This is a genomic window from Acidimicrobiia bacterium (genome assembly GCA_012959995.1).
In the GTDB taxonomy this organism is placed as follows: domain Bacteria; phylum Actinomycetota; class Acidimicrobiia; order Acidimicrobiales; family MedAcidi-G1; genus MedAcidi-G2B.
Window position 1 is genome coordinate 101,313 of sequence record DUCC01000011.1, and the last position, 22,683, is coordinate 123,995.

25 protein-coding genes are annotated in these 22,683 nt (G+C 55.3%); 18 read left to right on the forward strand and 7 right to left on the reverse strand.

What is annotated here, in order from left to right; all coding sequences use genetic code 11:
- The first annotated feature begins 3 nt into the window (after positions 1–3).
- Positions 4–207 carry a hypothetical protein gene (locus EYQ49_03185; GenBank protein HIG24885.1) on the forward strand — a complete coding sequence of 68 codons (204 nt, stop codon included), beginning with the start codon at positions 4–6 and terminating at the stop codon, positions 205–207.
- On the opposite strand, the gene EYQ49_03190 is transcribed toward EYQ49_03185, so the two are convergent.
- From EYQ49_03190 to EYQ49_03215, 6 genes are all read right to left on the reverse strand, one after another.
- Positions 204–1,238 carry an LOG family protein gene (locus EYQ49_03190; GenBank protein HIG24886.1) on the reverse strand — a complete coding sequence of 345 codons (1,035 nt, stop codon included), beginning with the start codon at positions 1,236–1,238 and terminating at the stop codon, positions 204–206. The genes EYQ49_03185 and EYQ49_03190 overlap by 4 nt on opposite strands.
- Before the next feature lie 25 nt (positions 1,239–1,263).
- Positions 1,264–3,648 carry a 7,8-didemethyl-8-hydroxy-5-deazariboflavin synthase subunit CofH gene (gene cofH, locus EYQ49_03195; GenBank protein ID HIG24887.1) on the reverse strand — a complete coding sequence of 795 codons (2,385 nt, stop codon included), beginning with the start codon at positions 3,646–3,648 and terminating at the stop codon, positions 1,264–1,266.
- Positions 3,645–4,124 (reverse strand): transcriptional regulator, encoded by a 480-nt coding sequence (locus EYQ49_03200; protein ID HIG24888.1) that lies wholly within the window; start codon positions 4,122–4,124, stop codon positions 3,645–3,647. Before EYQ49_03200 ends, cofH begins: the two co-directional genes overlap by 4 nt.
- 48 nt (positions 4,125–4,172) lie before the next feature.
- Positions 4,173–5,261, reverse strand: a complete 1,089-nt coding sequence (gene tal / locus EYQ49_03205; protein ID HIG24889.1) for a transaldolase — start codon at positions 5,259–5,261, stop codon at positions 4,173–4,175.
- 7 nt (positions 5,262–5,268) lie between these two features.
- Positions 5,269–7,230, reverse strand: a complete 1,962-nt coding sequence (gene tkt / locus EYQ49_03210) for a transketolase (GenBank protein HIG24890.1) — start codon at positions 7,228–7,230, stop codon at positions 5,269–5,271.
- A 68-nt stretch (positions 7,231–7,298) separates the two neighbouring features.
- Positions 7,299–8,393: a hypothetical protein gene (locus EYQ49_03215; protein ID HIG24891.1), complete on the reverse strand. Its 1,095-nt coding sequence runs from the start codon at positions 8,391–8,393 to the stop codon at positions 7,299–7,301.
- A gap of 118 nt (positions 8,394–8,511) precedes the next feature.
- Here EYQ49_03215 and dacB point away from each other — a divergent pair, with 118 nt between their 5' ends.
- From dacB to EYQ49_03255, 8 genes are read left to right on the forward strand one after another with little or no spacing between them, the layout of a single operon-like run.
- On the forward strand, positions 8,512–9,945 hold the full coding sequence (gene dacB / locus EYQ49_03220) for a D-alanyl-D-alanine carboxypeptidase/D-alanyl-D-alanine-endopeptidase (GenBank protein HIG24892.1): 1,434 nt from the start codon (positions 8,512–8,514) through the stop codon (positions 9,943–9,945).
- 47 nt (positions 9,946–9,992) lie between these two features.
- Positions 9,993–10,292 (forward strand): hypothetical protein, encoded by a 300-nt coding sequence (locus EYQ49_03225; GenBank protein HIG24893.1) that lies wholly within the window; start codon positions 9,993–9,995, stop codon positions 10,290–10,292.
- Positions 10,285–10,488 carry a hypothetical protein gene (locus EYQ49_03230; protein ID HIG24894.1) on the forward strand — a complete coding sequence of 68 codons (204 nt, stop codon included), beginning with the start codon at positions 10,285–10,287 and terminating at the stop codon, positions 10,486–10,488. Before EYQ49_03225 ends, EYQ49_03230 begins: the two co-directional genes overlap by 8 nt.
- Before the next feature lie 2 nt (positions 10,489–10,490).
- Positions 10,491–10,718, forward strand: a complete 228-nt coding sequence (locus EYQ49_03235; protein ID HIG24895.1) for a hypothetical protein — start codon at positions 10,491–10,493, stop codon at positions 10,716–10,718.
- Positions 10,715–10,915: a thiamine biosynthesis protein ThiS gene (locus EYQ49_03240; protein HIG24896.1), complete on the forward strand. Its 201-nt coding sequence runs from the start codon at positions 10,715–10,717 to the stop codon at positions 10,913–10,915. Before EYQ49_03235 ends, EYQ49_03240 begins: the two co-directional genes overlap by 4 nt.
- Positions 10,912–11,874 (forward strand): adenine nucleotide alpha hydrolase family protein, encoded by a 963-nt coding sequence (locus EYQ49_03245; protein ID HIG24897.1) that lies wholly within the window; start codon positions 10,912–10,914, stop codon positions 11,872–11,874. Before EYQ49_03240 ends, EYQ49_03245 begins: the two co-directional genes overlap by 4 nt.
- Positions 11,871–12,644, forward strand: coding sequence for a tRNA (adenine-N1)-methyltransferase (locus tag EYQ49_03250; protein ID HIG24898.1), 774 nt, complete (start codon positions 11,871–11,873; stop codon positions 12,642–12,644). Before EYQ49_03245 ends, EYQ49_03250 begins: the two co-directional genes overlap by 4 nt.
- A 2-nt stretch (positions 12,645–12,646) precedes the next feature.
- Complete coding sequence (locus EYQ49_03255) at positions 12,647–13,384, forward strand: serine protease (protein ID HIG24899.1); 738 nt, start codon at positions 12,647–12,649, stop codon at positions 13,382–13,384.
- Positions 13,385–13,437: 53 nt separating this feature from the next.
- On the opposite strand, the gene EYQ49_03260 is transcribed toward EYQ49_03255, so the two are convergent.
- Positions 13,438–13,674 carry a ferredoxin gene (locus EYQ49_03260; protein ID HIG24900.1) on the reverse strand — a complete coding sequence of 79 codons (237 nt, stop codon included), beginning with the start codon at positions 13,672–13,674 and terminating at the stop codon, positions 13,438–13,440.
- A 188-nt stretch (positions 13,675–13,862) separates the two neighbouring features.
- Between EYQ49_03260 and arc the strand changes: the two genes are divergently transcribed.
- The 9 genes from arc to EYQ49_03305 all read left to right on the forward strand — a co-directional run.
- The gene (arc, locus tag EYQ49_03265; protein ID HIG24901.1) at positions 13,863–15,599 is read left to right on the forward strand and encodes a proteasome ATPase; all 1,737 of its coding nucleotides are present in this window, start codon (positions 13,863–13,865) and stop codon (positions 15,597–15,599) included.
- 18 nt (positions 15,600–15,617) lie between these two features.
- Positions 15,618–17,144: a proteasome accessory factor PafA2 gene (locus EYQ49_03270; GenBank protein HIG24902.1), complete on the forward strand. Its 1,527-nt coding sequence runs from the start codon at positions 15,618–15,620 to the stop codon at positions 17,142–17,144.
- A gap of 29 nt (positions 17,145–17,173) precedes the next feature.
- Positions 17,174–17,377: a ubiquitin-like protein Pup gene (locus EYQ49_03275; protein ID HIG24903.1), complete on the forward strand. Its 204-nt coding sequence runs from the start codon at positions 17,174–17,176 to the stop codon at positions 17,375–17,377.
- Between the two features lie 31 nt (positions 17,378–17,408).
- Entirely contained in the window at positions 17,409–18,197 is a 789-nt protein-coding gene (prcB, locus tag EYQ49_03280; protein HIG24904.1) for a proteasome subunit beta, read from the forward strand.
- Positions 18,197–18,880: a proteasome subunit alpha gene (gene prcA / locus EYQ49_03285; GenBank protein ID HIG24905.1), complete on the forward strand. Its 684-nt coding sequence runs from the start codon at positions 18,197–18,199 to the stop codon at positions 18,878–18,880. Before prcB ends, prcA begins: the two co-directional genes overlap by 1 nt.
- Before the next feature lie 5 nt (positions 18,881–18,885).
- Positions 18,886–20,244: a Pup--protein ligase gene (pafA, locus tag EYQ49_03290; protein HIG24906.1), complete on the forward strand. Its 1,359-nt coding sequence runs from the start codon at positions 18,886–18,888 to the stop codon at positions 20,242–20,244.
- 33 nt (positions 20,245–20,277) lie between these two features.
- Positions 20,278–21,183 carry a WYL domain-containing protein gene (locus tag EYQ49_03295; protein ID HIG24907.1) on the forward strand — a complete coding sequence of 302 codons (906 nt, stop codon included), beginning with the start codon at positions 20,278–20,280 and terminating at the stop codon, positions 21,181–21,183.
- A complete protein-coding gene (locus EYQ49_03300; GenBank protein ID HIG24908.1) occupies positions 21,180–22,163 on the forward strand; it encodes a WYL domain-containing protein in 984 nt (327 codons plus the stop codon). Before EYQ49_03295 ends, EYQ49_03300 begins: the two co-directional genes overlap by 4 nt.
- A 10-nt stretch (positions 22,164–22,173) precedes the next feature.
- Positions 22,174–22,683, forward strand: a 510-nt coding sequence (locus EYQ49_03305) for a hypothetical protein (protein ID HIG24909.1), incomplete at its 3' end; no start/stop codon positions are given.

A 22,683-nucleotide genomic window follows, 5' to 3' on the forward strand; every position in this document is an offset into this window, starting at 1 on the left:
AACATGAGCGATCAGTATCAAGAAATAAGTAGTCGTCTAATGGCTATTTCCGAAGAAATTGCCGACCTGGCCCTTGCGGATCTTCGGGACTCTCTAGAAGAAGGCCGGCAGAAGACAACGCCTTTGGAAAAGCGTTTGACCCGTGCTCGACGAGCGGTGGAGAAAGCCGCCATATTGTTAGACCCTGCGGGTCAAGACGTTTTTTAACTCGGGTAGTCGTTAAGGGCGTCAATCATTAGACGGAGCCGGGCTTGGCCTGCACGGTGATAACGCAAAGCTAAACGGTGAAGGCTCACCTGGTCGTTGTCTTTTAATTCTGCGCTGGTGACCTCAATGCGTTCGATGCTTCCGCTTTCTAACAGGTCGCCAAATTCTGTATTTAAGGCAGAGAGTTCAGCGTCTTCGACCATCCGGTTTAGGCGAAGGACTAAGCGGCCCCCCACGAAACGGGTTGAATGGAAGGTGGAATAAAAGTGGCACAGGTGATTGGCGGCTTGCGCCGGATCGTTGGTGACCGAGATGAAAGCCAAATCGTTTTCGCTTATCAACTGTCCTTCAAGGAGTTCGGCACGGATGAAGTCCACCCAGCGCTCCCAGTAGGTGCTGCCCGGGGGGTCCAAAAGAACCACTGGACTAATGGGGGATTTTCCGGTTTGCATCAAAGTTAAAAGCTCGAAGGCCTCATCCATGGTGCCGAAGCCTCCAGGCAACAAGGCGTAGCCATGGGATTCCTTCATGAAAGTGACCTTGCGGGTGAAAAAATATTTAAAGTTAATCAACTTGGGGTCGTCGGCGATGAAGGGGTTAGCGGTGTTCTCAAAAGGTAAATCGATGTTAATACCGAAAGAATTTTCTGTACCTGCTCCTTCTAAACCGGCGGCCATAATCCCTGGCCCGGCGCCGGTCATGACCATCCAATCTCGTTTAACCATTTCGGCCCCGAACTGGCGAGCGCTTCGGTACGTGGGGTCGCCTTTTTTAATGCGGGCGGAACCAAACAAAGTCGCTTTTCGGTGGTCTCGGTAGGGAGAGAAAACATGAAAAGCGTGCCGCAGTTCTTTCAAAGCACTGTTGACCAGTTTTAGTTCGCCCCGGTCGGCATTTTCATTACCGAGGCGAAAGGCGCTAACCAAGATTTCTGCGATGAGGTCCCGGTTCTCGTTTGGCACCGCCTCCACGAATTCCAGTATTTGTTGGTCTATCTGGTCGTTGCCGGTTCGGTAGGTATGCAAACTCATGGGGCAACACTAGGCGCAAGTTGTTTCAAGCACCGACCACCGGTATTAACACCCGGCCGTCATCGGCGCGGTTTACTGTAAGGCGGGTAGCTCTGGTTACCGGTTTATACAGGGTGGTGCGCTGTTGTAAAGAGCGCCCCAAAGGCTCCACCAGACGGCTCAGGTCCGCTTCGGTGACCTGCTGTCCATGGTCGGCGCCTGCGGCCCGAGAGATGCTTTCATCGATAAGCGTGCCGCCGACATCGTTGGCCCCCGATTGGAGGAGTTGGCGTACGCCGTCAAAGCCAATCTTTACCCAGGAGGCCTGGATGTTGTCAATCAACCCGTGGTAAGTGATGCGCGCTACGGCATGCATGAGCAGGGTTTCTCTAAAGGTAGGCCCACGGCGCGAACGATGTTGTAAATAAATGGGCGATGCCATGTGAACAAAAGGAAGCCCCACGAATTCAGTAAAGCCACCGGTCTCTTTTTGCAGGTCTCGGCAAAGCAACAGGTGGCGCACCCAATGTTCGGGGCGTTCGATGGAGCCAAACATGATGGTGATGTTGGATCGTAAACCCACTTGGTGGGCCGTGCGGTGCGCTTCGAGCCATTCTTCGGTATTGATTTTGTCGGGGCAAAGGTCGGCCCGCACTTCGTCGCAAAGAATTTCTGCTGCGGTGCCGGGCAAAGTCTTTAGCCCAGCTTCCATGATGCGTTTGAGGTACTCGGCGAGAGGTTGCCCCAAACGTTGCGCCCCCACGGTGACCTCCAAAGCGGTAAAACCGTGAACATGCATGTCCGGGACGGCTTGGCACACGGCGCGGGTCACGTTGATGTAGTAGTCGCCGTCAAAGTCCGGGTGGATGCCCCCTTGAAGGCAAACCTCCGTGGCCCCCATGCGGGCCGCATCGGCGGCTCGTTGAGCAATTTCATCAAATTCCAGAAGATAAGGGCGGCCCCGCAAGTTCAGCGATAAGGGGCCTTTTGAAAAACCACAAAAACGGCACTTGTAGGTGCACACGTTGGTGTAGTTGATGTTTCGATTGGCTACCCAAGTCACCGCATCGCCCACCGCGTCTTTGCGTAACTGGTCGGCGACCTCGGCTACTGCTGCTACTTGAGGACCGCGAGCAGCAAAGAGTGCCGTCATTTCTGGGGCACCGACTTCTTGCCCGGCGAGGACCCCATTGAGGACTTCTCGAAGGTGGCCGGTAATTTTATGGGGAGCCGGTACCAAGGTAAGTGGGGTAACCGGCACTCCGGAGCACCAACTCGTCGAGGGTTCGCCGATGGCTTGCATCTCGCTGTCTGGTTCGGGGCCCGCTTCAAAGCGTTCAGGAAAAAAAGCCCCAGGATCGTCGCGAGCTAAGCCCTCGCTGTCTGAACGGTCCATGATCGGGAAATGTAAAGCAGAATCGAACCAGCGGTCTGGGTCGGTAACAAACTCGGGGTGGGCGGTAAGTCGAGGAGCCAATACCAAGCCTCGGTCTTCGGTGGCCTGGCGGAGTTTGTCTAGCGACGGCCAAGGGCGTTCGGGGTTGACGTGATCGGCGGTAACTGGGGAAACCCCGCCCCAGTCGTCAAGGCCCGCATCAAGCAACAGGCCAAAGTCGTCGGTCAAATTTGGCGGAGCTTGCACATGAACCTCGGGGGGCAGAATGAGCCGCGCTAAAGCTATGGCTTCCAGAAAGTCGTCGACCGGGCAAGGCGGGGACTGGTGCATGGCCGTGCCTGCCTTGGGCAAAAAGTTTTGCACGATTACTTCCTGAATGTGTCCGTAGCGAAGATGTGCAGCAGCGATGGCCTCCAAGGCAGCAATGCGGTCAAGGCGTTCTTCGCCGATGCCCACCAAAATGCCGGTAGTGAAAGGAATGGCTAAACGCCCGGCCGCCTCCAAGGTGGCTAAACGGCGGGCTGGGTCTTTGTCTGGGGCACCCCGGTGGCAAGCCAAGTCGGGGACCAGCGACTCGACCATCATCCCCTGCGAAGGAGAGACAGAACGGAGTTGCTGCAGCTCGTCTTGACTCAAGGCGCCGGCGTTGGCGTGGGGGAGGAGCCCCGTCTCGTCGAGAACCAGTTGGGCCATGGCCGCCAAGTAATCAATGGTGGAGGTGTACCCGTGCTCTTTGAGCCAGTCGGCGGCCAGGGGGTAGCGTAATTCTGGGCGCTCGCCCAAGGTAAAGAGGGCTTCGTGGCAGCCCATGAGTGCACCCTGGTGGGCGATCTCGAGGACCTGTTCTGGGGAGAGGTAAGGCGCCTCAAGGCGGGCCGGTGGTTGGGCAAAGGTGCAGTAACCGCAGCGATCTTGGCACAGCATGGTGAGGGGAATGAAAACTTTTGGGCTAAAAGTAATGCGATCCCCGAACTGTTCTTGGCGGCGTTGACGGGCTAACGAAAAAAGTTCTGGGCCGGTAGGAAATGAGGTCATGGGGTGTTCCTTAACTGCGGGGTGTGGCCAGGGCCGGGTCGGCTAGAAATTTGTTGAGCGGTGATGTCTTGATGGCAGTGAGAGCAGTGCACCGTTTGGTCTAGTGGAGTGCCGCAGGTTTGATGTACCAGCAGCGTGGGTGGGCCTTCTTCGGCGTACCAGGTGTCTCCCCAATGCATGAGGGCAATGAGGGCGGGGGAGAGGTCGCGCCCTTTGGCGGTGAGAATATATTGGTGGCGAATCGGGCGTTGCTGGTAGGGCTGTCGTCCAACGATCTCATGGTCGATGAGCTTGTTTAGCCGGTTGCTCAAAAGATTGCGTGCGATGCCGAGGTCTCGTTGAAGGTCTTCGAAGCGTCGTACGCCGCGAAACAAATCTCGTAAAATTAGCAAGGTCCAGCGGTCGCCGATGGCCTCCAGGGTGGCGGCGAGAGAACAAGTGGCGGTGGGGGAAGCAACGGCGGTGTGGTCTGGCATGGCCCCAACGTAGCAGTCCGTAGCAAAAAGAAACGGACTGGGCAGGGATTAAAAAGTAGCGACCTTTTCCGCCAAGTTGGCCAGCAAATCGTCGAATGATTTCACAAAGGCCGCCACCCCTTCATCTTCAAGTACCTGCGACACATCTTCCATGCTCACCCCTAAAGCTTCCAAACTGGCCAGTACTTGATGGGCCTGTGCTGGGTCGGCATCTACGGTACGAGCCACCGTGCCATGGTCAGCAAAAGCGGCCAGGGTGTTGTCGGGCAGCGTGTTTACCGTGTCGGGGCCGATGAGGGCATCAACGTACAGAGTGTCGGAGTAGTCAGGGTTTTTTGTGGAGGTCGATGCCCACAGAGGCCGCTGAACCTTGGCCCCCCGAGCCACCAGTGCTTCCCATCGGGGCCCGGTAAAGGTTTCTAAAAACAAATGGTAAGCCGCTTGCCCCTGAGCGACGGCTCCCTGGCCTTTCAACGCACTGGCTTCTGGGGTACCCAAGGCGTCTAAACGATTATCTACTTCAGTTTCGGTACGGCTGATGAAGAAAGAAGCCACGGAAGAAACCGCAGAAAGGTCACCCGGGCAGCGTTCAAGGCCCGAGAGGTAGGCCTCCATGACTGCTTGGTAGCGAGAAAGAGAGAAGATCAAGGTCACATTTACGCTGCGGCCTTCGGCGATCATCTGCTCGATGGCTGGAATGCCTGCTTGGGTAGCGGGAATCTTAATGTAAACATTGGGTTGGTCTATGCGTTGATGCAAGGCCCGGGCTGCCGTAATGGTGCCTTCAGTGTCGGGGGCCAAGGTGGGGTCAACCTCCACCGAAACAAAGCCGTCTACCCCATCGCTGGCTTCGTAGAGGGGGCGCAAGACGCCTAGTGCTCCTTCAATGTCGCTGACCACTAAAGCCCAGTAGCTTTCTTCAATGGAGGCCCCGGATGCTTTAAGTTCTCGCAGTTGCTCATCGTAAGCGTCGGTACCGGTCATGGCTTTTTCAAAAATGGATGGATTAGAAGTAATACCGCGTACCCCGCGGTCTACCCAATCTTGCAGTTCTCCAGAGGCCACCCACGAGCGGCGCAAATTATCCAACCAGGGGCTTTGTCCCTGTTGATTGAAAAGGTCATGAAGTCGGCTCATGGGGTTCCTAACGGTTAACGAGTTGATGGGCGGCAGTTACGACGGCTTCGGCGGTCATTCCCAAGCGGGCCATAACCTCGTCTCCGGGAGCGGAAGCCCCAAAGCGATCAATGCCAAGAGGGAGGTCGGCCCAACGATGCCAACCCATGGTGCTGCCCGCCTCAATAGAGACCGCCGGTACGCCGGGGGGCAAAACTTCTTCACGGTAAGCCGCATCTTGTGCCGCGAAGAGATCCATGGAAGGCATAGAAACGACCCGTACCGCCAAGCCTTCGCTCTGCAGGGTCTCTGACGCCTCGACTATTAAAGAAACTTCGCTGCCGGTTCCCATCAAAATGATGTCTGGGCGCTGATGGGCATCGCTCAAGACATAAGCGCCGCGAGCCACCTTTGCGTAGTCATCGGTTCCTGCCAAAACTGGCACGTTCTGTCGAGTCAAAATGAGTGCGGAAGGACCGGGCCCTTGGATAGCGAGTTGCCAAGCGGCGGCGGTCTCGTTGGCGTCCGCCGGACGCAAAACTCGCAGACCGGGCATGGTCCGCAAGGAAGCCACATGTTCAATAGGTTGATGGGTGGGGCCGTCTTCGCCAACGCCCACCGAGTCGTGGCTCCACACAAAAATGTTTTTTGCTTGGGTTAACGCCGCTAAGCGCACCGCTCCGCGCATGTAATCACTAAAGACTAAAAAAGTGCCGTTAACGGGAACAAACCCGCCGTGTAAAGCTAAACCGTTACAGATTGCTCCCATGGCGTGTTCCCGCACCCCAAAGTAAATTTGGCGACCCTCTGGGCACTCGCTGCTCTGCACCCCGTGGCCCATAATGGTGGTTCCGGTATTACCGGTGAGGTCGGCACCGCCGCCGATGAGTCCGGGCACTGCGTCAAGCAAGGCTTGCAAACACTCGTTGGAAGCCTTACGGGTGGCCACTGAATCGCCGGGCGACCAGGTAGGAAGTTGGTCGCTCCAATCGGCGAGACCGGTTCCGTTCTGGCTGGCGTCCCAAGCGGCTTGGTCTCCGGAGTAGTTGCGGTAACGGTCTTCCCACGCTTGGCGAGATTGTTGCCCGCGTTGGCCGGCCTGTCGATAAAAGTCCAAAACATTATCGGGCACGTAAAAAGATTGATCCTCGGGCATCCCTAAACGGCGTTTAGTTTCGGCAATACCATCGTCGGTCAAGGCGTACCCGTGCACGCCAGAGGTATCTGCCTCCGGTGAAGGGGCCCCTATATGCGAGCGCAAGACAATAAGCGTCGGCCGGTCGGTGCTTTGTTTTGCGGATTGCAACGCAGCTTCCATGGCGTCTAAATCTTCGGCTGCTTCTCCGAGGTCAATGACCTCCCACCCGTAAGCGGCAAAGCGGGTAGGGGCGTCGTCGGAGAGGGCGATTTCGGTGGGCCCGTCAATAGTGATGTGGTTGTCGTCGTAGACGGCGATAAGTCGCCCCAAGCCTTGGTGCCCAGCCAGCGAAGCGGCCTCGTGACTGATGCCCTCGGCCAGATCGCCGTCGCCGCAAATCACGTAAGTGAAGTGATCGCAAAGTTCCGCCCCAAAACGGGCCCGCAAGTTGCGTTCTGCTATGGCCATACCGACGGCATTGGTGAAGCCTTGGCCCAACGGTCCGGTGGTTACCTCGACCCCTGCGGTGTGCCCAACCTCGGGGTGGCCGGGAGTTGCTGAATCCCATTGACGGAAATCCTTAAGATCGTCGAGGGTCAACCCGTAGCCTGTGAGATGAAGCATGGAGTACAACAACATCGAGGCGTGCCCCGGCGACAAAATAAAGCGATCCCGGTCGGGCCAAGCGGGGTCTGTGGCATCGTAGTTCAAGACCCTGGTCCATAAAACATGAGCCAAAGGCGCTAAGGCCATGGCCGTTCCTTGGTGGCCGGAGCGAGCCGCATGCGGACCATCCATGCCCAAGGCACGTACTACGTTTACTGCTTCTTTTTCAAGGGCCAAATTGCTCATAAGAAAAACTTTTCGTTGAGGGGAGAGACAGCGGCCACACTATCCCCCCGATACCGGTTGGTCGGGTATTATTCAAGTGCGCTAAAGAGCAGGGTGGAAGTTGAGCAGTAGTGCAAGGCACCAAAGGTTGCCGTGGGGCCTATTTCGCTGGTGCAATACATCCCGGCGATTGTCGGAAAGCCAAGAGCCTCCAAGAGGAGCTCCGCTTCTTTGCCTTCTTCGTCAAACAAGGTGTTCCCTCGGTGTTTTGAAACGAAGCACAATAAAGAGTCGGCCTCCCAGTGGCGGTACTTTTCTTCTGTTTGTTGAATAGCCACTTCCGGGTCGCTTATTTGAAACTGAACGGTGGCCCCTATTTCTATGGGGTAGCCAATGGCTATTGCTCCAGTGTTTTCTTGTTTGCCAACCACCGGGCGTATAAGAAAGTCGCCGGCCTGGAAATCGCTTTTGCTTTCACGCTCCACTTGCCCGATAAACAACCTGCGTGGCAAGAGCTTTTGGTCTTCTTCAGACAGCGAGTTTCGCGCCGCGTCAAGCCTTTCCATAGCCGGGCGGCCCCCCAGCAGTTCGATTAAGTGGCCTCTTCGGTCGGTGATAATAAATGGGTCGCCGATAGGTCGACAAGCGGTGGTCAAGCGGGGAGCGTTGACGGAACCGGTGGGAAATACTAGCCCCACCGCTCCGCTGGTCTGTGGCTGTCCGTTCAGGATAAGTGAGCATTGTTTTGCCGAACTGGACCCGCCGGTTATCCAGTCGTAAGAAGGGTGATCGTCTAAAAGTTCAGCCATATAGTGAAAATCTGCGTCGTAAAAAAGGAGTAACGCATCACCATCGTGCTGGCTTTGAGGAAGTAAATCTCCGGGGTGTATGGAAAAAGGACGGGCCGTTTCGGTGTGCCCGGCCCAAAGCAAAACAGCTGGGGTGCCAAAAATTTCTTGATGATTTGCCAACACGGTTTCCGCTACTACCCCCATCAAGCAAGGAGTTTCCAGTAGATGCTGAACGGTGTCGGCAATACTTTTTAGGTGGGAGGCAAAGGGTTCGGTGACCCAAAGTAAAACCACATCGGGCGGGGTGCTAAAGGCTTCCATTACCTGGCCCACAGCTTCGCCGGTGGCCACCCCGGGGTCAGGATGTTCAGAAAGAGCTACGGAATAGGACATAAATACTTCGCTTGCTGAAGGCTGGTGACAGGGGCGGTGAGAAATGACCTTACGGGCAATAGTGCATAAAACTACGGCTTGCACACGCAGAGGCGGGTTTGGCCTCTAATATGCCCTCGTGGTCTCAAGATTATTTTTACCCTTAGTGTTCGCTTTGGTAGCGGTGGGTGCTTTTTGGCAGTCCCAGGTGACCGATGTCGATGCCAACCGCCCACCGTTGACTGTTGAGGCGGCAGCCCCTCGCTTGTCCACCCCACTGCTCTCGGGTCGTCGATTGCCAGAAGTTCTTCAAGGGCCCGAAGCGCAACGCCGATTGGTGGCAACCTTGGACGAAGCGGTGGCGGAACTCCCCGCCGGCAGTTGCTTAGCAGTGAACGAAAGATGGGAAACCCGTTATGCCCATCAAGCAGATTTGCCTCTGGTGCCCGCCAGCACACAAAAGTTATTAACGGCCGCCGCCGCTCTGGCGGTGCTGGGCCCCGACTATGTTTTTACTACACGGGTTATGGCACAAAGTGGTCCCGTTGATGGGGTGGTAGACGGCAACATTTGGCTGGTGGGAGCCGGCGATCCGTTACTTATGACCGCCGATTATGCCGACCGTTTTTCGACACCCTTGCCCTACACGGACCTCAACTTGCTGGCCGACCAGATCGCCGCCGCCGATGTTGACACCATCACCGGAGCGGTAGTTGGTGATGAAAGTTACTTTGATGATCTGCGCTGGGTAGCCACCTGGCCGGAGCGTTTTCGGGCCGGTGCCCAAAACCAATCTGGGCCGCTGAGTGCGTTATCGGTTAATGACGGTTTCTCTCAGTGGGATAGCGAAAATACGGCGAATGGTTTAAACACCGCCACCGAAGATCCTGCGGCATTTGCCGCGGCCTTCTTCGATGATTTACTTGAAGACCGTTCTTTGAGGATTTATCAACGAGCCAGTTCTGGCCTTGCTCCCGAGGATGCTTTGGTCGAGTTGGCCTCTATCGATTCGCCCCCTGTGGCAATCTTGGTTGCGCAAATGTTGCAGGCCAGCGATAACACCACGGCGGAACTGCTGGTCAAAGCTTTGGCTGGTTTCTCTTATGGGCACGGCACCACCGAGCAAGGCCTTCAAGAAATGAGCGGCGCTTTAGGGGAAATATTCTTACAAGAAATAGTGGCCGCTGACGGGTCAGGCCTGGACCCCGGAAACCTCGTTACTTGTTCTCTTTTGGTGGATTTGCTTGGGGATACTGGTGGATGGGACGCCACCGACCTCCGGAGCGGTTTGGCCCTCGCCGGCTCTACCGGCACCATGCGCAACCGTTTGGTGGGATCGTCGGGCGAAGGCCGGGTGCGCGCAAAAACTGGCACCTTGAATGATGTAGTGAGCTTGGCCGGTGTGGTCGAAACGTTAGAGGGACGCACCTTGACCTTTGCGCTGATTAGCAATGCCGATCCGCTTCCCGAAAATCTTCTTCAACTCCACGACCAAATCGTTTTAGATCTGGTGGCCTTCCCCGTAGGCCCGCCGTTGGCTTTGTTGGAACCGTTTCCGGTTCTAGTTTCCTAACCGTCAGATCAACGGGCCACCACTCGTTTGGATAGCGTGGAGCCATCATGGGACGTAAACGAGAATCAGGTGACCTGATTGATCTGCTGGGGCGCTATTTGCGTCAAGAAACCGTGGACCCACTGCGTGCCTCGGGCCGTTTTTTGATTAACGGCATTTTAAGTGCTCTTTTTTCTGGGCTGGGTTTGGTTCTTTTAGCAATCGGCGGTTTGCGGGGGCTTCAAGAGATCCATTTTTTTGTTGGTTGGTGGTCGTGGCTGCCTTACCTAATGATGGCGGCCGCGCTTAGCGGGGTGACCGCTCTTGCTTTGAGTCGCATTGGTGGCGAAAGAGGGCTCAATGGTTGAGAAAATTACTCCAGCGGACTTAGAAGAAGAACTCCGGCGGACAGCCGGGGGGCCTTTGGGAAACTTAGAAGAGCACCGAACGTCGCTGCTGGCCGGAGCAGTAATGCTGGGTGTAGCAGTGGTTACCGTCGCTTATTTTTTAGGGCGACGGGTGGGGCGGATTGCCTCCACCACGGTTGAGATTCGCCGCCTTTAATCATGCATTTTTCGTTGAGTGGGCTCCTGCGTACCGGAGTGCGGCGCGGACTAATGGGTGGCCATCGCGGTTGGCAGGTTATTTTTTTGGTGGCCACCGTTTTGCGTTTTGTTGGGCGAACCAGTAAACGGGGGAGCGGGCCGGTGCTTTTTTCTGAAAAATTGAAAGCCGGGGAAACGCTAGAAATTCGCCATAAGGCCCCCTCCGCAGAAGAAAAAAACAGCGCATGAAGGTAGAATTACGTAACCCCAACCGCACCTTGGAATTCAAGGGAACAATGTCGGTGGTTGCGCTTTTGAATCGCTTGGAACTCAACCGTGAGTCGGTGCTGGTCATCCGGGACGGCACCCTGGTGCCGGGCGACGCCATGCTGGCTCACGAAGATCATATTGAAATCCGTTCGGTGATTTCTGGTGGCCACTCGTGAAATGTCGGGTCTGTCGGGAGCCTGCAGTTATCGACCTGCGGCGCCATAACGCTAACTTTTGTGTTGAACATTTTTTGCGCTTGTGTCGAGATCAAGTGGCCAAGGCCATCGCCGAGCACCACATGTTTTCTCCCGACGATCGTATTTTAATTGCCGTGTCCGGGGGGAAAGATTCGTTGGCTCTTTGGGACATCTTGTTAGACATGGGCTACCAAGTTGATGGGCTCTATATCGGTTTGGGTATTGGAGAATATTCTGAGCAGTCAGTGACCTACGTGGAAAAATACGTCAAAACCCGCGACGTAAATTTGCGGATTATTGATCTCCCCAGGGACTACGGGTACGACATTCCCTCTGGGTCCCGAGCAGCCAAACGAACCCCCTGTAGCGCCTGTGGCTTAAGTAAACGCCACCTCTTTGACCAAGCGGCCACCGAAGGCAACTACGACGTGGTGGTGACGGGCCACAACCTTGACGACGAAGCAGCGGTTTTATTGGGCAACACCTTGCGCTGGCAAAGCGACTATTTGGGGCGACAAAAACCGGTACTGCCCGCCGGCCAGGGTTTTCCCCGCAAGGTAAAACCCTTAGTGCGACTGGGAGAACGAGAGATGGCCGCCTACTGCGTGTTAACGGGCATTGACTACATCGTTGATGAATGCCCGAAAGCAGTAGGGAACAAGCACCTCGGGTACAAAGAGGTATTGAACCTTTTGGAAGCGCAATCGCCAGGCAGCAAGCACGACTTTTATGCGGGGTTCTTGGCTCGAGCGGTAGATCGCTTTACGCCGCTAGAAAACGAAACGATTGATGACCGCCCGGCGCTTAGCCCCTGCACGGCCTGTGGAGCGCCCTGCAGCAGCGAAGTTTGCGCCTTTTGTCGTCTGGTCGAACGAGCCACCCAAGACGTCCCGGTAAAACTTGGACCCACCGCAAAAAAGGAACCCACCTCTTTATGAGCAACGAATACAGCATCGGCGACCATGTGTTGCTGGTAGACCGAAAAAAACGGCGTTACCTCATCACTTTGGAAAGCGGCGGTGAATTTCACTCGCATACCGGAGTGGTAAGTCATGATGATTTGATTGGCAACCTTGATGGCACCGGATGCCGGTCGAGTCGAGGTGAAAACTTTTTGGCCGTGCGGCCCACCATGTCGGACTTTATTTTGAAAATGCCGCGGGGTGCCCAAGTTATTTACCCGAAAGACCTTGGCCCAATATTGATGATGGCTGATTTGTTCCCCGGGGCACGCGTTCTGGAGTCAGGCATTGGATCGGGGGCTTTGTCTATGACCATGTTGCGCGCCGGCGTGGACATTGTGGGGTATGAAATCCGTGAAGATTTTGCCCAACGAGCCCAAGAAAACGTGACCGCAGTTTTGGGCACCGAAGTGATGGATCGCTATAAAATCACCATCGGCGATGTTTACCAAGGTATCGCCGAAACCAACTTGGATCGGGTGATCCTGGATCTCCCGGAGCCTTGGCAGGTGGTGCCCCATGCTGTTAAGGCCTTGCGTCCCGGCGGCATCATTTTGGCCTACACCCCGAGCATCGTGCAGGCCGTTACCTTTCGTGAGGCCTTGACCGAACACGGTTTTGCTTTTGCTGAAACGGTTGAGGTGTTGAACCGGACCTGGCATATTGAGCCCCCGGCGGTTCGGCCAGATCACCGCATGGTGGCCCACACGGCGTTTCTTACCCATGCCCGGATGCTTCCTTCCTAAACATGCGCAAACGAATCTGCTGGACTGCTGTTTTGGTTTTGGCTCTGGCTGGTTGTTCAAGTAGCGACGTCGGACAAGACGCGCCACCAGTTGAAGTGCTTCCGTCTATGGAGGTGCCAGAGGCCACACTTTTCTCTTTGGATTTGATTGCCCAAACTCATGGCTCGACGGCCAGCATTTTGGGTTTGGGGTGTGCCCGTGCTCAACGAGGCTCCGGCTTCTTTTTGGAGTCTGGCCTTTTGGTCACGAACGCTCATGTGGTGTCGGGGGTTGACCAACCACAGGTCATGGTGGCCGGCGAGGCGGAGACTCAACCAGCGACGGTGATGGCTTTCGACCCGGTAAGCGACCTAGCTTTGTTGTCAATACCTCGCCCGCCGGCTGGCGGTTTGGCCTTACGGGAAGCACAAGACGGTCAGTTGGTAGCGCTGGTGGGCTTTGACATAAAGGGCGAAGCCCAGTGGCGGCCCGGCCGTATTGCTCAACACGTACGGGCCACCGGAAACGATATTTATGGCCAAGAGGCAAGCGGGCGCGATGCGCTACAGGTAGCGATAGATGTTGATCAAGGACACTCTGGGTCTGCGCTAATAAACGAAAACGGGGAAGTGGTAGGGGTGGTGTTTTCTTCTACCGTTGGGGTCGAAGCGGCGGGTTACGCCGTGCAGATAACCGAGTTGCAAAACTTGGTGGCCGAGTTAACCGATGAACCCAGCGGTCCTGGGCCCTGCCGCTCTTAGCCCGAAACGCAAAAATGAGGGGTCAAAGCCCCTCACCTTGCAAAAACTTTTAATCAGTCAACTTCGATGAAGATGCACTCGCCGGGGCACTCTTCGGCTGATTCAATGGTGGCTTCAAGTTGATCTTCAGGCAACTCAGCTAAACCTTCGGCGCCGCCGGGTTCGCTAAAAATTTTGTCGCCTTCTTTTACGTATGCCAAACCATCGTCAAGCATGGCAAAAACGGCAGGTGCGATCTCTTCGCAGAGTCCGTCGCCGGTGCAGAGATCTTGATCAATCCAAACCTTCATAGGGGAAGGGTTCCTCTCGTAATTGGGAGACGCTATTTGCGTCACTTGAGCGACAGCCTAGCCACGGAAAGAACCAAGATAGGCACAGGGCGGTCAAGAACATCTCCTCCAAAAAGGGTATTTCTGTACCACACCGTTTGCCGGGTAAGGTCAACTAAAGCGAGAACGACAAAAAGCGGAGCAACCACATGGCCCACCAAGAAAATCCAGACATGTCATCCCAAATATTGGCGCTGCAAAATGAGTTGACTGACCTCCGCCGGCGTTTGCTTGATGCCCCTGAACGCATTGGTGTGTTAGAAGCGGAGTTGCGTCACGCTCAGCAAGACTTTAAAAAAGCCATGCAGCGCAATCAAAAACTTGATGCCACGTTAGAAGCGGCCCGAAAGCGTATTGGCGACCTTCGCCAAGAAGTAGAGCAACTGACTCAGCCGCCGTCGGCCTACGGCACGGTGGTCGCCCTTAACGACGACGCCACGGTCGATGTGCAAGCCGCCAACCGCAAAATGCGGGTCGGGGTCACTCCGGAACTCTCGGCCACCATTTCGGTCGGTCAAGAAGTTGTACTCAACGAGAGCATGAGCGTGATCATGGCTTGCCGCCCACCTTCCTTGGGTGAGGTCATGACCGTCAAAGAGTCTTTGCCCGGCGGGCCTCGGGTAGTGGTGGTGGGGCGCGGCGACGAAGAACAAGTGGTGGAACTGACCGCCGATTTGCTGAGCCCGTTGGCCCCCAAGCTCCGCAGCGGCGACTCGGTGCTGGTAGATGCACGAGCTGGATTATTGCTGGAACGCTTGCCGCGAGCCGAAGTGGAATCACTAATTTTAGAAGAAGTACCGGATGTTACCTATGAAGATGTCGGCGGTTTAGATCAACAAATAGAAAAAATAATAGATGCGGTAGAACTGCCATTCCTTCATAAAGAACTTTTTGCCGAATACGAACTTCCGGCCCCCAAAGGGATTTTACTTTACGGCCCTCCAGGGTGTGGAAAAACGTTAATCGCTAAAGCAGTGGCCAACTCGTTGGCCCGCAAAGTGAGCGAGGTTTCGGGAGACGAAAACGCTCGGAGTTATTTCCTCAACATCAAGGGCCCAGAGTTGCTCAACAAATACGTGGGGGAAACCGAGCGGCAGATTCGCCTGATTTTTGAACGAGCCCGAGAAAAATCTGAACAAGGCTGGCCGGTCATTGTTTTCTTCGACGAAATGGAATCTTTGTTTCGTACCCGAGGCACCGGGATTAGTTCAGACATGGAATCCACCATCGTGCCACAACTGTTGGCAGAAATCGATGGAGTAGAAACCCTAAGTAATGTCATTGTCATTGGTGCATCTAACCGCGAAGACCTTATTGACCCGGCCATTTTGCGGCCCGGTCGCCTCGACGTAAAAATACGTATCGAACGGCCCGACGAAATGGCGGCGTCACGTATTTTTGCTCGCTACCTGGTGGCTGAACTCCCGTTGGCCGAAGAATTGGTGGAAACCCTCGGCGGGGGAGACCGAAACAAAACGGTCTTGGCCATGATTGAAAAAACCGTAGAAACCATGTACAGCTCTCACGAGAACAACCGTTTTTTAGAAGTCACCTACCAAAACGGCGACAAAGAAGTGCTCTACTTCCGAGACTTCGCCTCGGGGGCCATGGTAGAAAATATTGTACGCCGAGCCAAGGCGCTGGCCATAAAACGCCAGTTGGCTGGCGGCTTTTTAGGTATTCACACCGATGATTTGACGCATGCGGTGCGTCAAGAATTTAAAGAACACGAAGACCTCCCTAACACCACCAATCCTGATGATTGGGCTAAAGTCTCCGGCAAAAAAGGCGAACGTATTGTTTATGTGCGCACCCTGATTACCGAACATCAAAACGAAGGTGGCGGCCGGGCCATCGACGGAGTAACCACCGGCCAATACCTGTAGGCCTCGGCTTGCTCCGCTATGTCTGTTGACAAAATCCTTGGAATAGAAACCGAATACGGAATCGTCCATCGCGGGGTGCCCGGCCCCGATCCGATTAGTGCCTCGGCGCTACTCATCAACGCTTACCTTGACCAGGTTTCGGCGGCCTCTCGGGGCCCTAATGCTCCACGCCCTGGTTGGGATTTTGTTGGTGAAAGCCCAGACCACGATGCCCGTGGTTTTGTCGCGGTCGACGGGCGGTCGCCGGCCATTGAAATGCACATGGTGAATGCGGTGCTAACCAACGGGGCGCGTTATTACGTTGATCACGCTCACCCCGAAATGAGTTCCCCGGAGTGCGCCGACCCGTTAAGTGCCGTCCTCTATGACCAAGCCAGTGACCACATCATGGTGGCTTCTATGGAAGCAGCGAAAGAGGTACTCCCAGAGGGTCAAGAGTTGGTGGTTTACAAAAATAACTCAGATGGAAAGGGCAACAGTTATGGGTGCCACGAAAACTATTTAGTAGACCGGGCGGTGCCCTTCGAACAAATAGTGTTACACGCCACCGCTCACTTTGTGAGTCGACAAATATTTACTGGAGCAGGAAAAGTGGGGTGCGAAATGCCGGGGAGTAGCCGCCACCAAGTGCCGTTTCAAATCACCCAACGAGCTGACTTTTTTGAAGAACCCGTCGGGTTAGAAACAACCCTTAAGCGCCCCATAATCAATACGCGCGATGAGCCGCACGCCGACCCTTTGCGCTACCGGCGTTTGCATGTCATCGTGGGCGACGCCAACCTTTGTCAGGTAGCGACCTTCCTAAAAGTCGGAACCACGGCGCTGCTGTTAGCCATGGTTGAAGAAGGAATGCTCGACCAGGGAGTTCATTTTGCCGACCCAGTGCGAGCCCTGCAACAGGTTTCTTTTGACCTCACCTTGCGGCAACCACTCTTACTGGAAGACGGCACCACAGTGACGGCGCTGTCTTTGCAATGGAGCTATTACGAAAAAGCAGTCAAATATCTTGAACGTTTTGGCAACAAAAAAGTGGGCGGGGCCACCGTCGAATTAGTTATGGAACGTTGGAGTGAAGTGCTTACGGCATTGGAACAAAGCGACCGCTCGCCGCTCATCGGGGTAGTGGATTGGGTCACCAAACAGCATCTCCTGACTGCCTATCAAGAACGGCAAGGCTTGGCCGCCGGCGACATCCGCTTAGCCGCCGTTGATTTGCAATATCACGATTTACGTCCCGCCCGTTCACTTTTTGCCCGTTTGGGAGCCGAAACTCTGGTGGACCAACGGCAAGTGGCGACGGCCATGCTTCATCCCCCGAAAGAAACCAGAGCATATTTTCGCGGCCGGTGCCTTGAAAAGTGGCCCGACCAGGTGGTGGCCGCCAACTGGGATTCGTTGGTCTTCGAAACTGGCCAAACAAACTTGCAACGGATCCCCATGATGGAACCCACCCGAGGCACCGAAAAACATGTTGGTTCGTTGCTCGATCAATGCGCTACCGTAATTGAGCTACTTGACCACCTAAAAGCAGGCGACCCGGTCTAGTCTCAAGTCAACAGACGAGGAGAGAAAACATGCCCGAGCAAGAACAACAACGAAAAAACGCGGCCACCTCGCGAGAAGACTTTGAACAAGAGGACCCCACCCCTGGGGCATCTGGTGAACAAGGAGCGCAATTAAAGGCCGAACTCGATGACCTCCTTGACGAGATTGATGAAGTACTCGAAAGTAATGCCGAAGAGTTTGTAAAAAGCTATGTACAGAAAGGCGGCGAGTAGTCGCCCCGAGTGGGAAGATACTCTTCAACCCGTGACCCTTCCTTTCTTTACCCCATCTGACGACCCCGGCCCCGATTTTGTTGGGCTGCTGCGTACCCTCAAACGTCAGCCAGACCTCGGTGACGCCGCTCTAGACCCGGCACAAATAACCCACGCCACCACCGTGGTGGCTATACGCATCGACGATGGCGTCGTTATGGCTGGGGATCGCCGCGCTACTTCTGGGCATCTCATCAGCCACCGAAACATTGAAAAAGTTTTCCCCGCTGACGGGCTTTCTGGTGTAGCGATCGCCGGGGCCGCTGGCCCAGCGATGGAAATGGTGCGCCTCTTCCAGTTGCAACTCGAACACTACGAAAAGGTAGAAGGCAACCCCCTGAGCCTGGAAGGGAAAGCGAACCAACTCAGCCAAATGGTGCGCAACAATCTTCCGGCGGCCATGCAAGGCCTCGGGGTGGTGCCGTTGTTTGCCGGGTACGACGTTCAAGAAGAAAAAGGCCGTCTCTTTCAATACGACATCACCGGCGGCCGCTACGAAGAACGAAACTACGGAGCCTCAGGTTCGGGCAGTTTGCATGCCGGCACCGTGATAAAACTCCGCCACAACGGAAACCTAAAACAAAGCGAGGCCATTGACTTGGCCATTGAGTCACTCTTTCATGCCGCCGACGAAGACAGCGCAACCGGAGGCCCGGACCCCGTTCGGGGTATTTATCCGGTGGTGGCGGCCATAACCAAAGACGGTTTTGCCCGGGTGCCCGATGCAGAAATCGCTACTCGTACCGGCGCTATCCTGGACAACCTGATCGGGGGCGCCTAATGAACATGCCGATGTATGTTTCGCCAGAACAGGTAATGAAAGATCGGGCCGACTACGCCCGCAAAGGAATCGCCCGTGGACGAGCTGCCGTAGGAGTAACCTACGCCGACGGCGTTTTGCTTTGCGCCGAAAACCCTTCGAACACTTTGCGCAAAGTCAGCGAAATCTATGACCGCATTGGTTTCATAGGCGTAGGAAAATACAACGAGTTTGACCAAATGCGGGTTGCGGGGGTACGCCACGCCGACCTCAAGGGTTACTCCTTTAGCCGCCAAGATGTAGACGCCCGTTGGTTAGCCAACCAGTACGCCCAAACGCTGGGCCAATATTTCACCCACGAAATGAAGCCCTTAGAGGTGGAGCTTTTGGTGGCCGAAATGGGCGAGGAAGCAGCCGGCGATCAGATTTTCCATTTGCTTTACGATGGGACGGTAATGGACACGAAATCTTTCGTGGTGACGGGGGGAGAGGCCGAAGCGATTCGAGGCCGCATGGAAGAGACCTGGCAAGCAGAAGCACCGCTGGGCTCCGCTTTACAACAAGCAGTTGCCGCCTTGGCAGGCCCCGAGCGAACTTTGGGAGCCGATGACCTTGAAGTAGCAGTTTTAGCTCGCCACAATGGACGCCGGGCCTTTCGTCGCATCGAAGGCGCGCCGCTCGTGGCATTGCTTAGCGAAGCCTAGGCCTTATGCAGCGCCGCATTTACGGCATTGAAACCGAATACGGCATCACCTGCACCCTTGACGGCCAGCGCCGCCTCAGCCCCGATGAAGTAGCCCGTTACCTTTTTCGTCGCGTGGTTTCGTGGGGAAAAAGCTCCAACGTGTTTTTAGCTAACGGGTCACGGCTTTACCTTGATGTCGGTTCGCACCCCGAGTACGCCACTCCAGAATGCGACTCAGTGCGTGAGGCCATCGCCCACGACAAGGCGGGTGAACGGATTTTGGAACAACTTTTACAAAGTGCCGAAGAAAAACTTCACGAAGAGGGCATCGAGGGCGACATTCATCTTTTTCGCAACAACACCGATTCCGCAGGTAACTCTTACGGCTGCCACGAAAACTATTTGACCCCTCGTGAAGAAGGCCCCGAGCGGTACAGCCAAGTATTGATCCCGTTTTTGGTAAGTCGGCAAATCTATGCCGGAGCCGGAAAAGTATTGCAGACCGCACGCGGTGCCATGTACTGCTTAAGCCAGCGGGCTGACCACGTGTGGGAAGACATGTCGAGTGCCACCACCCGATCGCGTCCCATTATTAATTCGCGTGACGAGCCCCATGCCGATGCGGCGCTTTATCGACGACTCCATGTGATCGTGGGCGACTCCAACATGAGCGAATATGCGGGTTTTTTAAAAATGGCTGCCTGCGGATTAATTTTGCGCATGTTGGAGGACCCTGCAGTGGTCATGCGTGACATGACTTTAGAAAACCCTATTCGCGCTATTCGAGAAATAAGCCACGACATCACCTGTCAACGGACGGTGCGTTTAGCCAACGGCCGTGAGCTGAGGGCGCTGGATATTCAGCGCGAGTTTTTAGACCGAGCCATCCGTTTTAGCGAACACCATGACATGAGCGAGGAAGAAACAAAAGCCCTGGCCATGTGGGAGCACTGCCTTACGGCTATCGAAGATGACCCCTTGACTTTGGAAAAAGAATGCGACTGGGTGGCTAAGTATTTGTTAATTGAGCGTTACCGAGAACGCCACGGATTGTCTCTGGCCGATGCCCAGGTCGCGTTGATAGATCTCCAATATCATGAGGTCGCCCGCCGCCGGGGGCTTTACTATCGGCTGCAGGAACGGGAAATGGTGGAACGAGTGCTCAGCGATGACGAAATAACCCATGCGGTGGAATGGGCGCCACAAACCACTCGGGCTCGCCTGCGCGGCGAGTTCATTCGCCGAGCCAAGGAACAACGACGCGACTACACCGTGGACTGGGTTCACCTAAAACTCAATGATGAGGCACAGCGAACGGTGCTGTGCAAAGATCCCTTTCGTTCCGAAGATGAGCGGGTCAACAAGCTCATCAATTCGCTATGAGCAGGCGTCGCCCGCGAGGCCTAAAGTAGAAAAATGAGCAAACTTGAACGATTGCTGAACTTGGTTGCGGCCTTGCTAAACACCAACCGCCCGTTGCCCCGAGAAGAACTTTTTGAAGGCATGCAAGGCGCATACTCCGATGACCCCGAGACTGCTCGACGGGCCTTTGAGCGTGACAAAGATGAACTAAAAGCTCTGGGCATCCCCATCGAATATGAGGAGATTTTGCGAAGCGAGGGAGCTAAAGGGGGCTACCTGATTCGTCAAGAATCTTTTTCTGGTAAAGGCCCCGACCTGGCCCCCGATGAACTGTCCGCTCTGCACGTGGCAGCCAACTTGGTTCGCTTGCGTGCTGACCCACTTTGGCCTTTGGGCGGTGACCCGGGCGGTGAAGATCGGCCCGCCCCGGTGGCAGAATTAATCGGCGACGATCGGGTAGCGAACCTTCTGCAAGCAGTGGCCGAGCGCCACGAGGTGACTTTTCTTTACCAAAACGGCCAACGAGCGCTTCAGCCTTACCGATTGTCTTTTAGCCGAGGTCGCTGGTATTTGAGCGGCTGGGATAAAGACCGGCAAGCCGAACGAAGTTTTCGGGTAGACCGCATTGATGGCGCCGTAAAGTTGGGGGCCGCTGAGTCCTTTGATCGTCCTCCGGCTCGTTTGGAATCAGCCGATGACCAGCCATGGCGTTACGGCCCGGGAGACACCATCAAAGCCACCGTGGCGGTAGATGCGGTACATGCCACTTGGATAAAAAACTTTTTAGGGGAAAGCGCGGTAAAAGAAGAACACGCTGATGGTTCGCTGCTGATCGAAGAAGAAGTTGTGAACAAAGAGGCCTTCCGGTCGTTTGTTTTGACCTTTCTTGATGGCGCAGAGATTTTGAGCCCGCCAGAACTTCGTCAAGACATGAAGGATTGGCTGGAGGCACTCCAATGACACGCCTGAGCGCCCAAGACCGTTTGCGTCGCATTTTGGCCATCATCCCGTGGGTAGTAGATAGGGATGGGGCGGAACTCTCGGAGATCGCCGAACGCTTTAACTATCCAGAGAGAATGCTGCTTCCTGATTTGGAAAATGTTGTGGGCATGGTCGGGGTGGCGCCTTTTGGACCGGGCGACATGATCGAGGTAATGGTTGATGATGGTTTCGTGCAAATTGGCTACGCCGACTGGTTCTCGCGCCCACTTCGGTTGACGCCGGCGGAACTTTTAGAGCTCATAGCTGCTGGGAAATCGGTTGCCGTGTTAGCCGACCAAGAGCAGTTGGGGTCACTGGAACGCGGGCTAACCAAAATGGCGGTAGCGCTAGGCCAAGGCGCCCAAGAGGCCATAGATGTGCGTTTAGGCACTGGAGACGGAGATGTCCTGGGGGCCTTTCGTCGAGCGGGAGAAAAAGGTCAAGTTTTGTCTATTGACTATTACTCCTTTGGGCGCAATGAGAGCCAAAGCCGGCAGGTGGAACCGCATCGCTTGTTTGCTGATAAAGGCCATTGGTATGCCGAAGCCTTTTGTCAACTGCGTACCGAGATTCGTTTGTTCCGCCTTGATCGGGTGCGTGACTTCAGCGAAACCGACCAAACGTTTACGCCCGTACTTGACAGGGCCCCGATCGGTGAGGTTTTCCCCGTTGACGAAAAAATGGCCGAAGTGGTTCTCCGTCTTGCTCCGGCCGCTCAATGGGTGGTTGGCGAATACCCGCATCATGAGGCGACGGAGGACGATAAAGGCCGATGGACGGTGCGGCTACCGGTGGCTTCACCTGCTTGGTTGGCCCGACTTTTGTTGCGTCTCGGCCCTCAAGTAGAGATTCTGGAAGCGCCCCAAGAACTCGGAGAAGATCTTCGTTCAAAAGCCGCCAGTCGAGTACTGGACCGCATGAATCAAGAGCGACACCTCTCGGGGTCTTCCGGGGGCTAGGTTGCTCAGAGTGGATGATGAAATGAACCAAGGCGGCCCAACAGAAAACCCTGACCACTCATCGGACTCTCCGATGGAGGATGGATGGGCTGACGACATCTTGGCTCGCGCTAAAGAACGAGCTGCGGGAAAAGAACCAGAAGCACCGGGGTCGCCAGAGGCCACTCCCGATGCGGGAGAATCTGCATCGCCGGTTGCCCCGCCTGTTTCAGAGCGGCCTTCTCCGGCACCGGTAATGCCATCTGCGTCGGCAACGGTGCCTCCGGTTACCCAGTCGCCACAGGCGATAGTTGAGGAAGAGGATTTCGACCTTGGACTTCCAGGGGCTTTTGCTACCACGGTGCGCGGAGTACTGGAATGGGTCGGGGTGATTGCCGGAGCGTTCGTGGTCGCCCTGGTGGTAAAAACATTCTTATTCCAGGCCTATTACATTCCGTCGCCTTCCATGGAAGCCACGTTGGAAATTAGCGACCGAATAATGGTAAATAAACTTAGCTACCAACTGCACGATGTAAACCGG

Bases quoted from the DNA above. Each gene is read 5' to 3' on its own strand.
- EYQ49_03200 (HIG24888.1), bottom strand. From the start codon at position 4,124: ATGCCAGACCACACCGCCGTTGCTTCCCCCACCGCCACTTGTTCTCTC.
- EYQ49_03185 (HIG24885.1), top strand. From the start codon at position 4: ATGAGCGATCAGTATCAAGAAATAAGTAGTCGTCTAATGGCTATTTCC.
- tkt (HIG24890.1), bottom strand. From the start codon at position 7,230: ATGAGCAATTTGGCCCTTGAAAAAGAAGCAGTAAACGTAGTACGTGCC.
- EYQ49_03240 (HIG24896.1), top strand. From the start codon at position 10,715: ATGAAGGTAGAATTACGTAACCCCAACCGCACCTTGGAATTCAAGGGA.
- pafA (HIG24906.1), top strand. From the start codon at position 18,886: ATGCAGCGCCGCATTTACGGCATTGAAACCGAATACGGCATCACCTGC.
- EYQ49_03235 (HIG24895.1), top strand. From the start codon at position 10,491: ATGCATTTTTCGTTGAGTGGGCTCCTGCGTACCGGAGTGCGGCGCGGA.
- prcA (HIG24905.1), top strand. From the start codon at position 18,197: ATGAACATGCCGATGTATGTTTCGCCAGAACAGGTAATGAAAGATCGG.
- tal (HIG24889.1), bottom strand. From the start codon at position 5,261: ATGAGCCGACTTCATGACCTTTTCAATCAACAGGGACAAAGCCCCTGG.
- EYQ49_03275 (HIG24903.1), top strand. From the start codon at position 17,174: ATGCCCGAGCAAGAACAACAACGAAAAAACGCGGCCACCTCGCGAGAA.
- EYQ49_03225 (HIG24893.1), top strand. From the start codon at position 9,993: ATGGGACGTAAACGAGAATCAGGTGACCTGATTGATCTGCTGGGGCGC.
- arc (HIG24901.1), top strand. From the start codon at position 13,863: ATGGCCCACCAAGAAAATCCAGACATGTCATCCCAAATATTGGCGCTG.
- EYQ49_03215 (HIG24891.1), bottom strand. From the start codon at position 8,393: ATGTCCTATTCCGTAGCTCTTTCTGAACATCCTGACCCCGGGGTGGCC.
- EYQ49_03190 (HIG24886.1), bottom strand. From the start codon at position 1,238: ATGAGTTTGCATACCTACCGAACCGGCAACGACCAGATAGACCAACAA.
- cofH (HIG24887.1), bottom strand. From the start codon at position 3,648: ATGACCTCATTTCCTACCGGCCCAGAACTTTTTTCGTTAGCCCGTCAA.
- EYQ49_03255 (HIG24899.1), top strand. From the start codon at position 12,647: ATGCGCAAACGAATCTGCTGGACTGCTGTTTTGGTTTTGGCTCTGGCT.
- EYQ49_03300 (HIG24908.1), top strand. From the start codon at position 21,180: ATGACACGCCTGAGCGCCCAAGACCGTTTGCGTCGCATTTTGGCCATC.
- EYQ49_03230 (HIG24894.1), top strand. From the start codon at position 10,285: ATGGTTGAGAAAATTACTCCAGCGGACTTAGAAGAAGAACTCCGGCGG.
- EYQ49_03295 (HIG24907.1), top strand. From the start codon at position 20,278: ATGAGCAAACTTGAACGATTGCTGAACTTGGTTGCGGCCTTGCTAAAC.
- EYQ49_03250 (HIG24898.1), top strand. From the start codon at position 11,871: ATGAGCAACGAATACAGCATCGGCGACCATGTGTTGCTGGTAGACCGA.
- EYQ49_03260 (HIG24900.1), bottom strand. From the start codon at position 13,674: ATGAAGGTTTGGATTGATCAAGATCTCTGCACCGGCGACGGACTCTGC.
- EYQ49_03270 (HIG24902.1), top strand. From the start codon at position 15,618: ATGTCTGTTGACAAAATCCTTGGAATAGAAACCGAATACGGAATCGTC.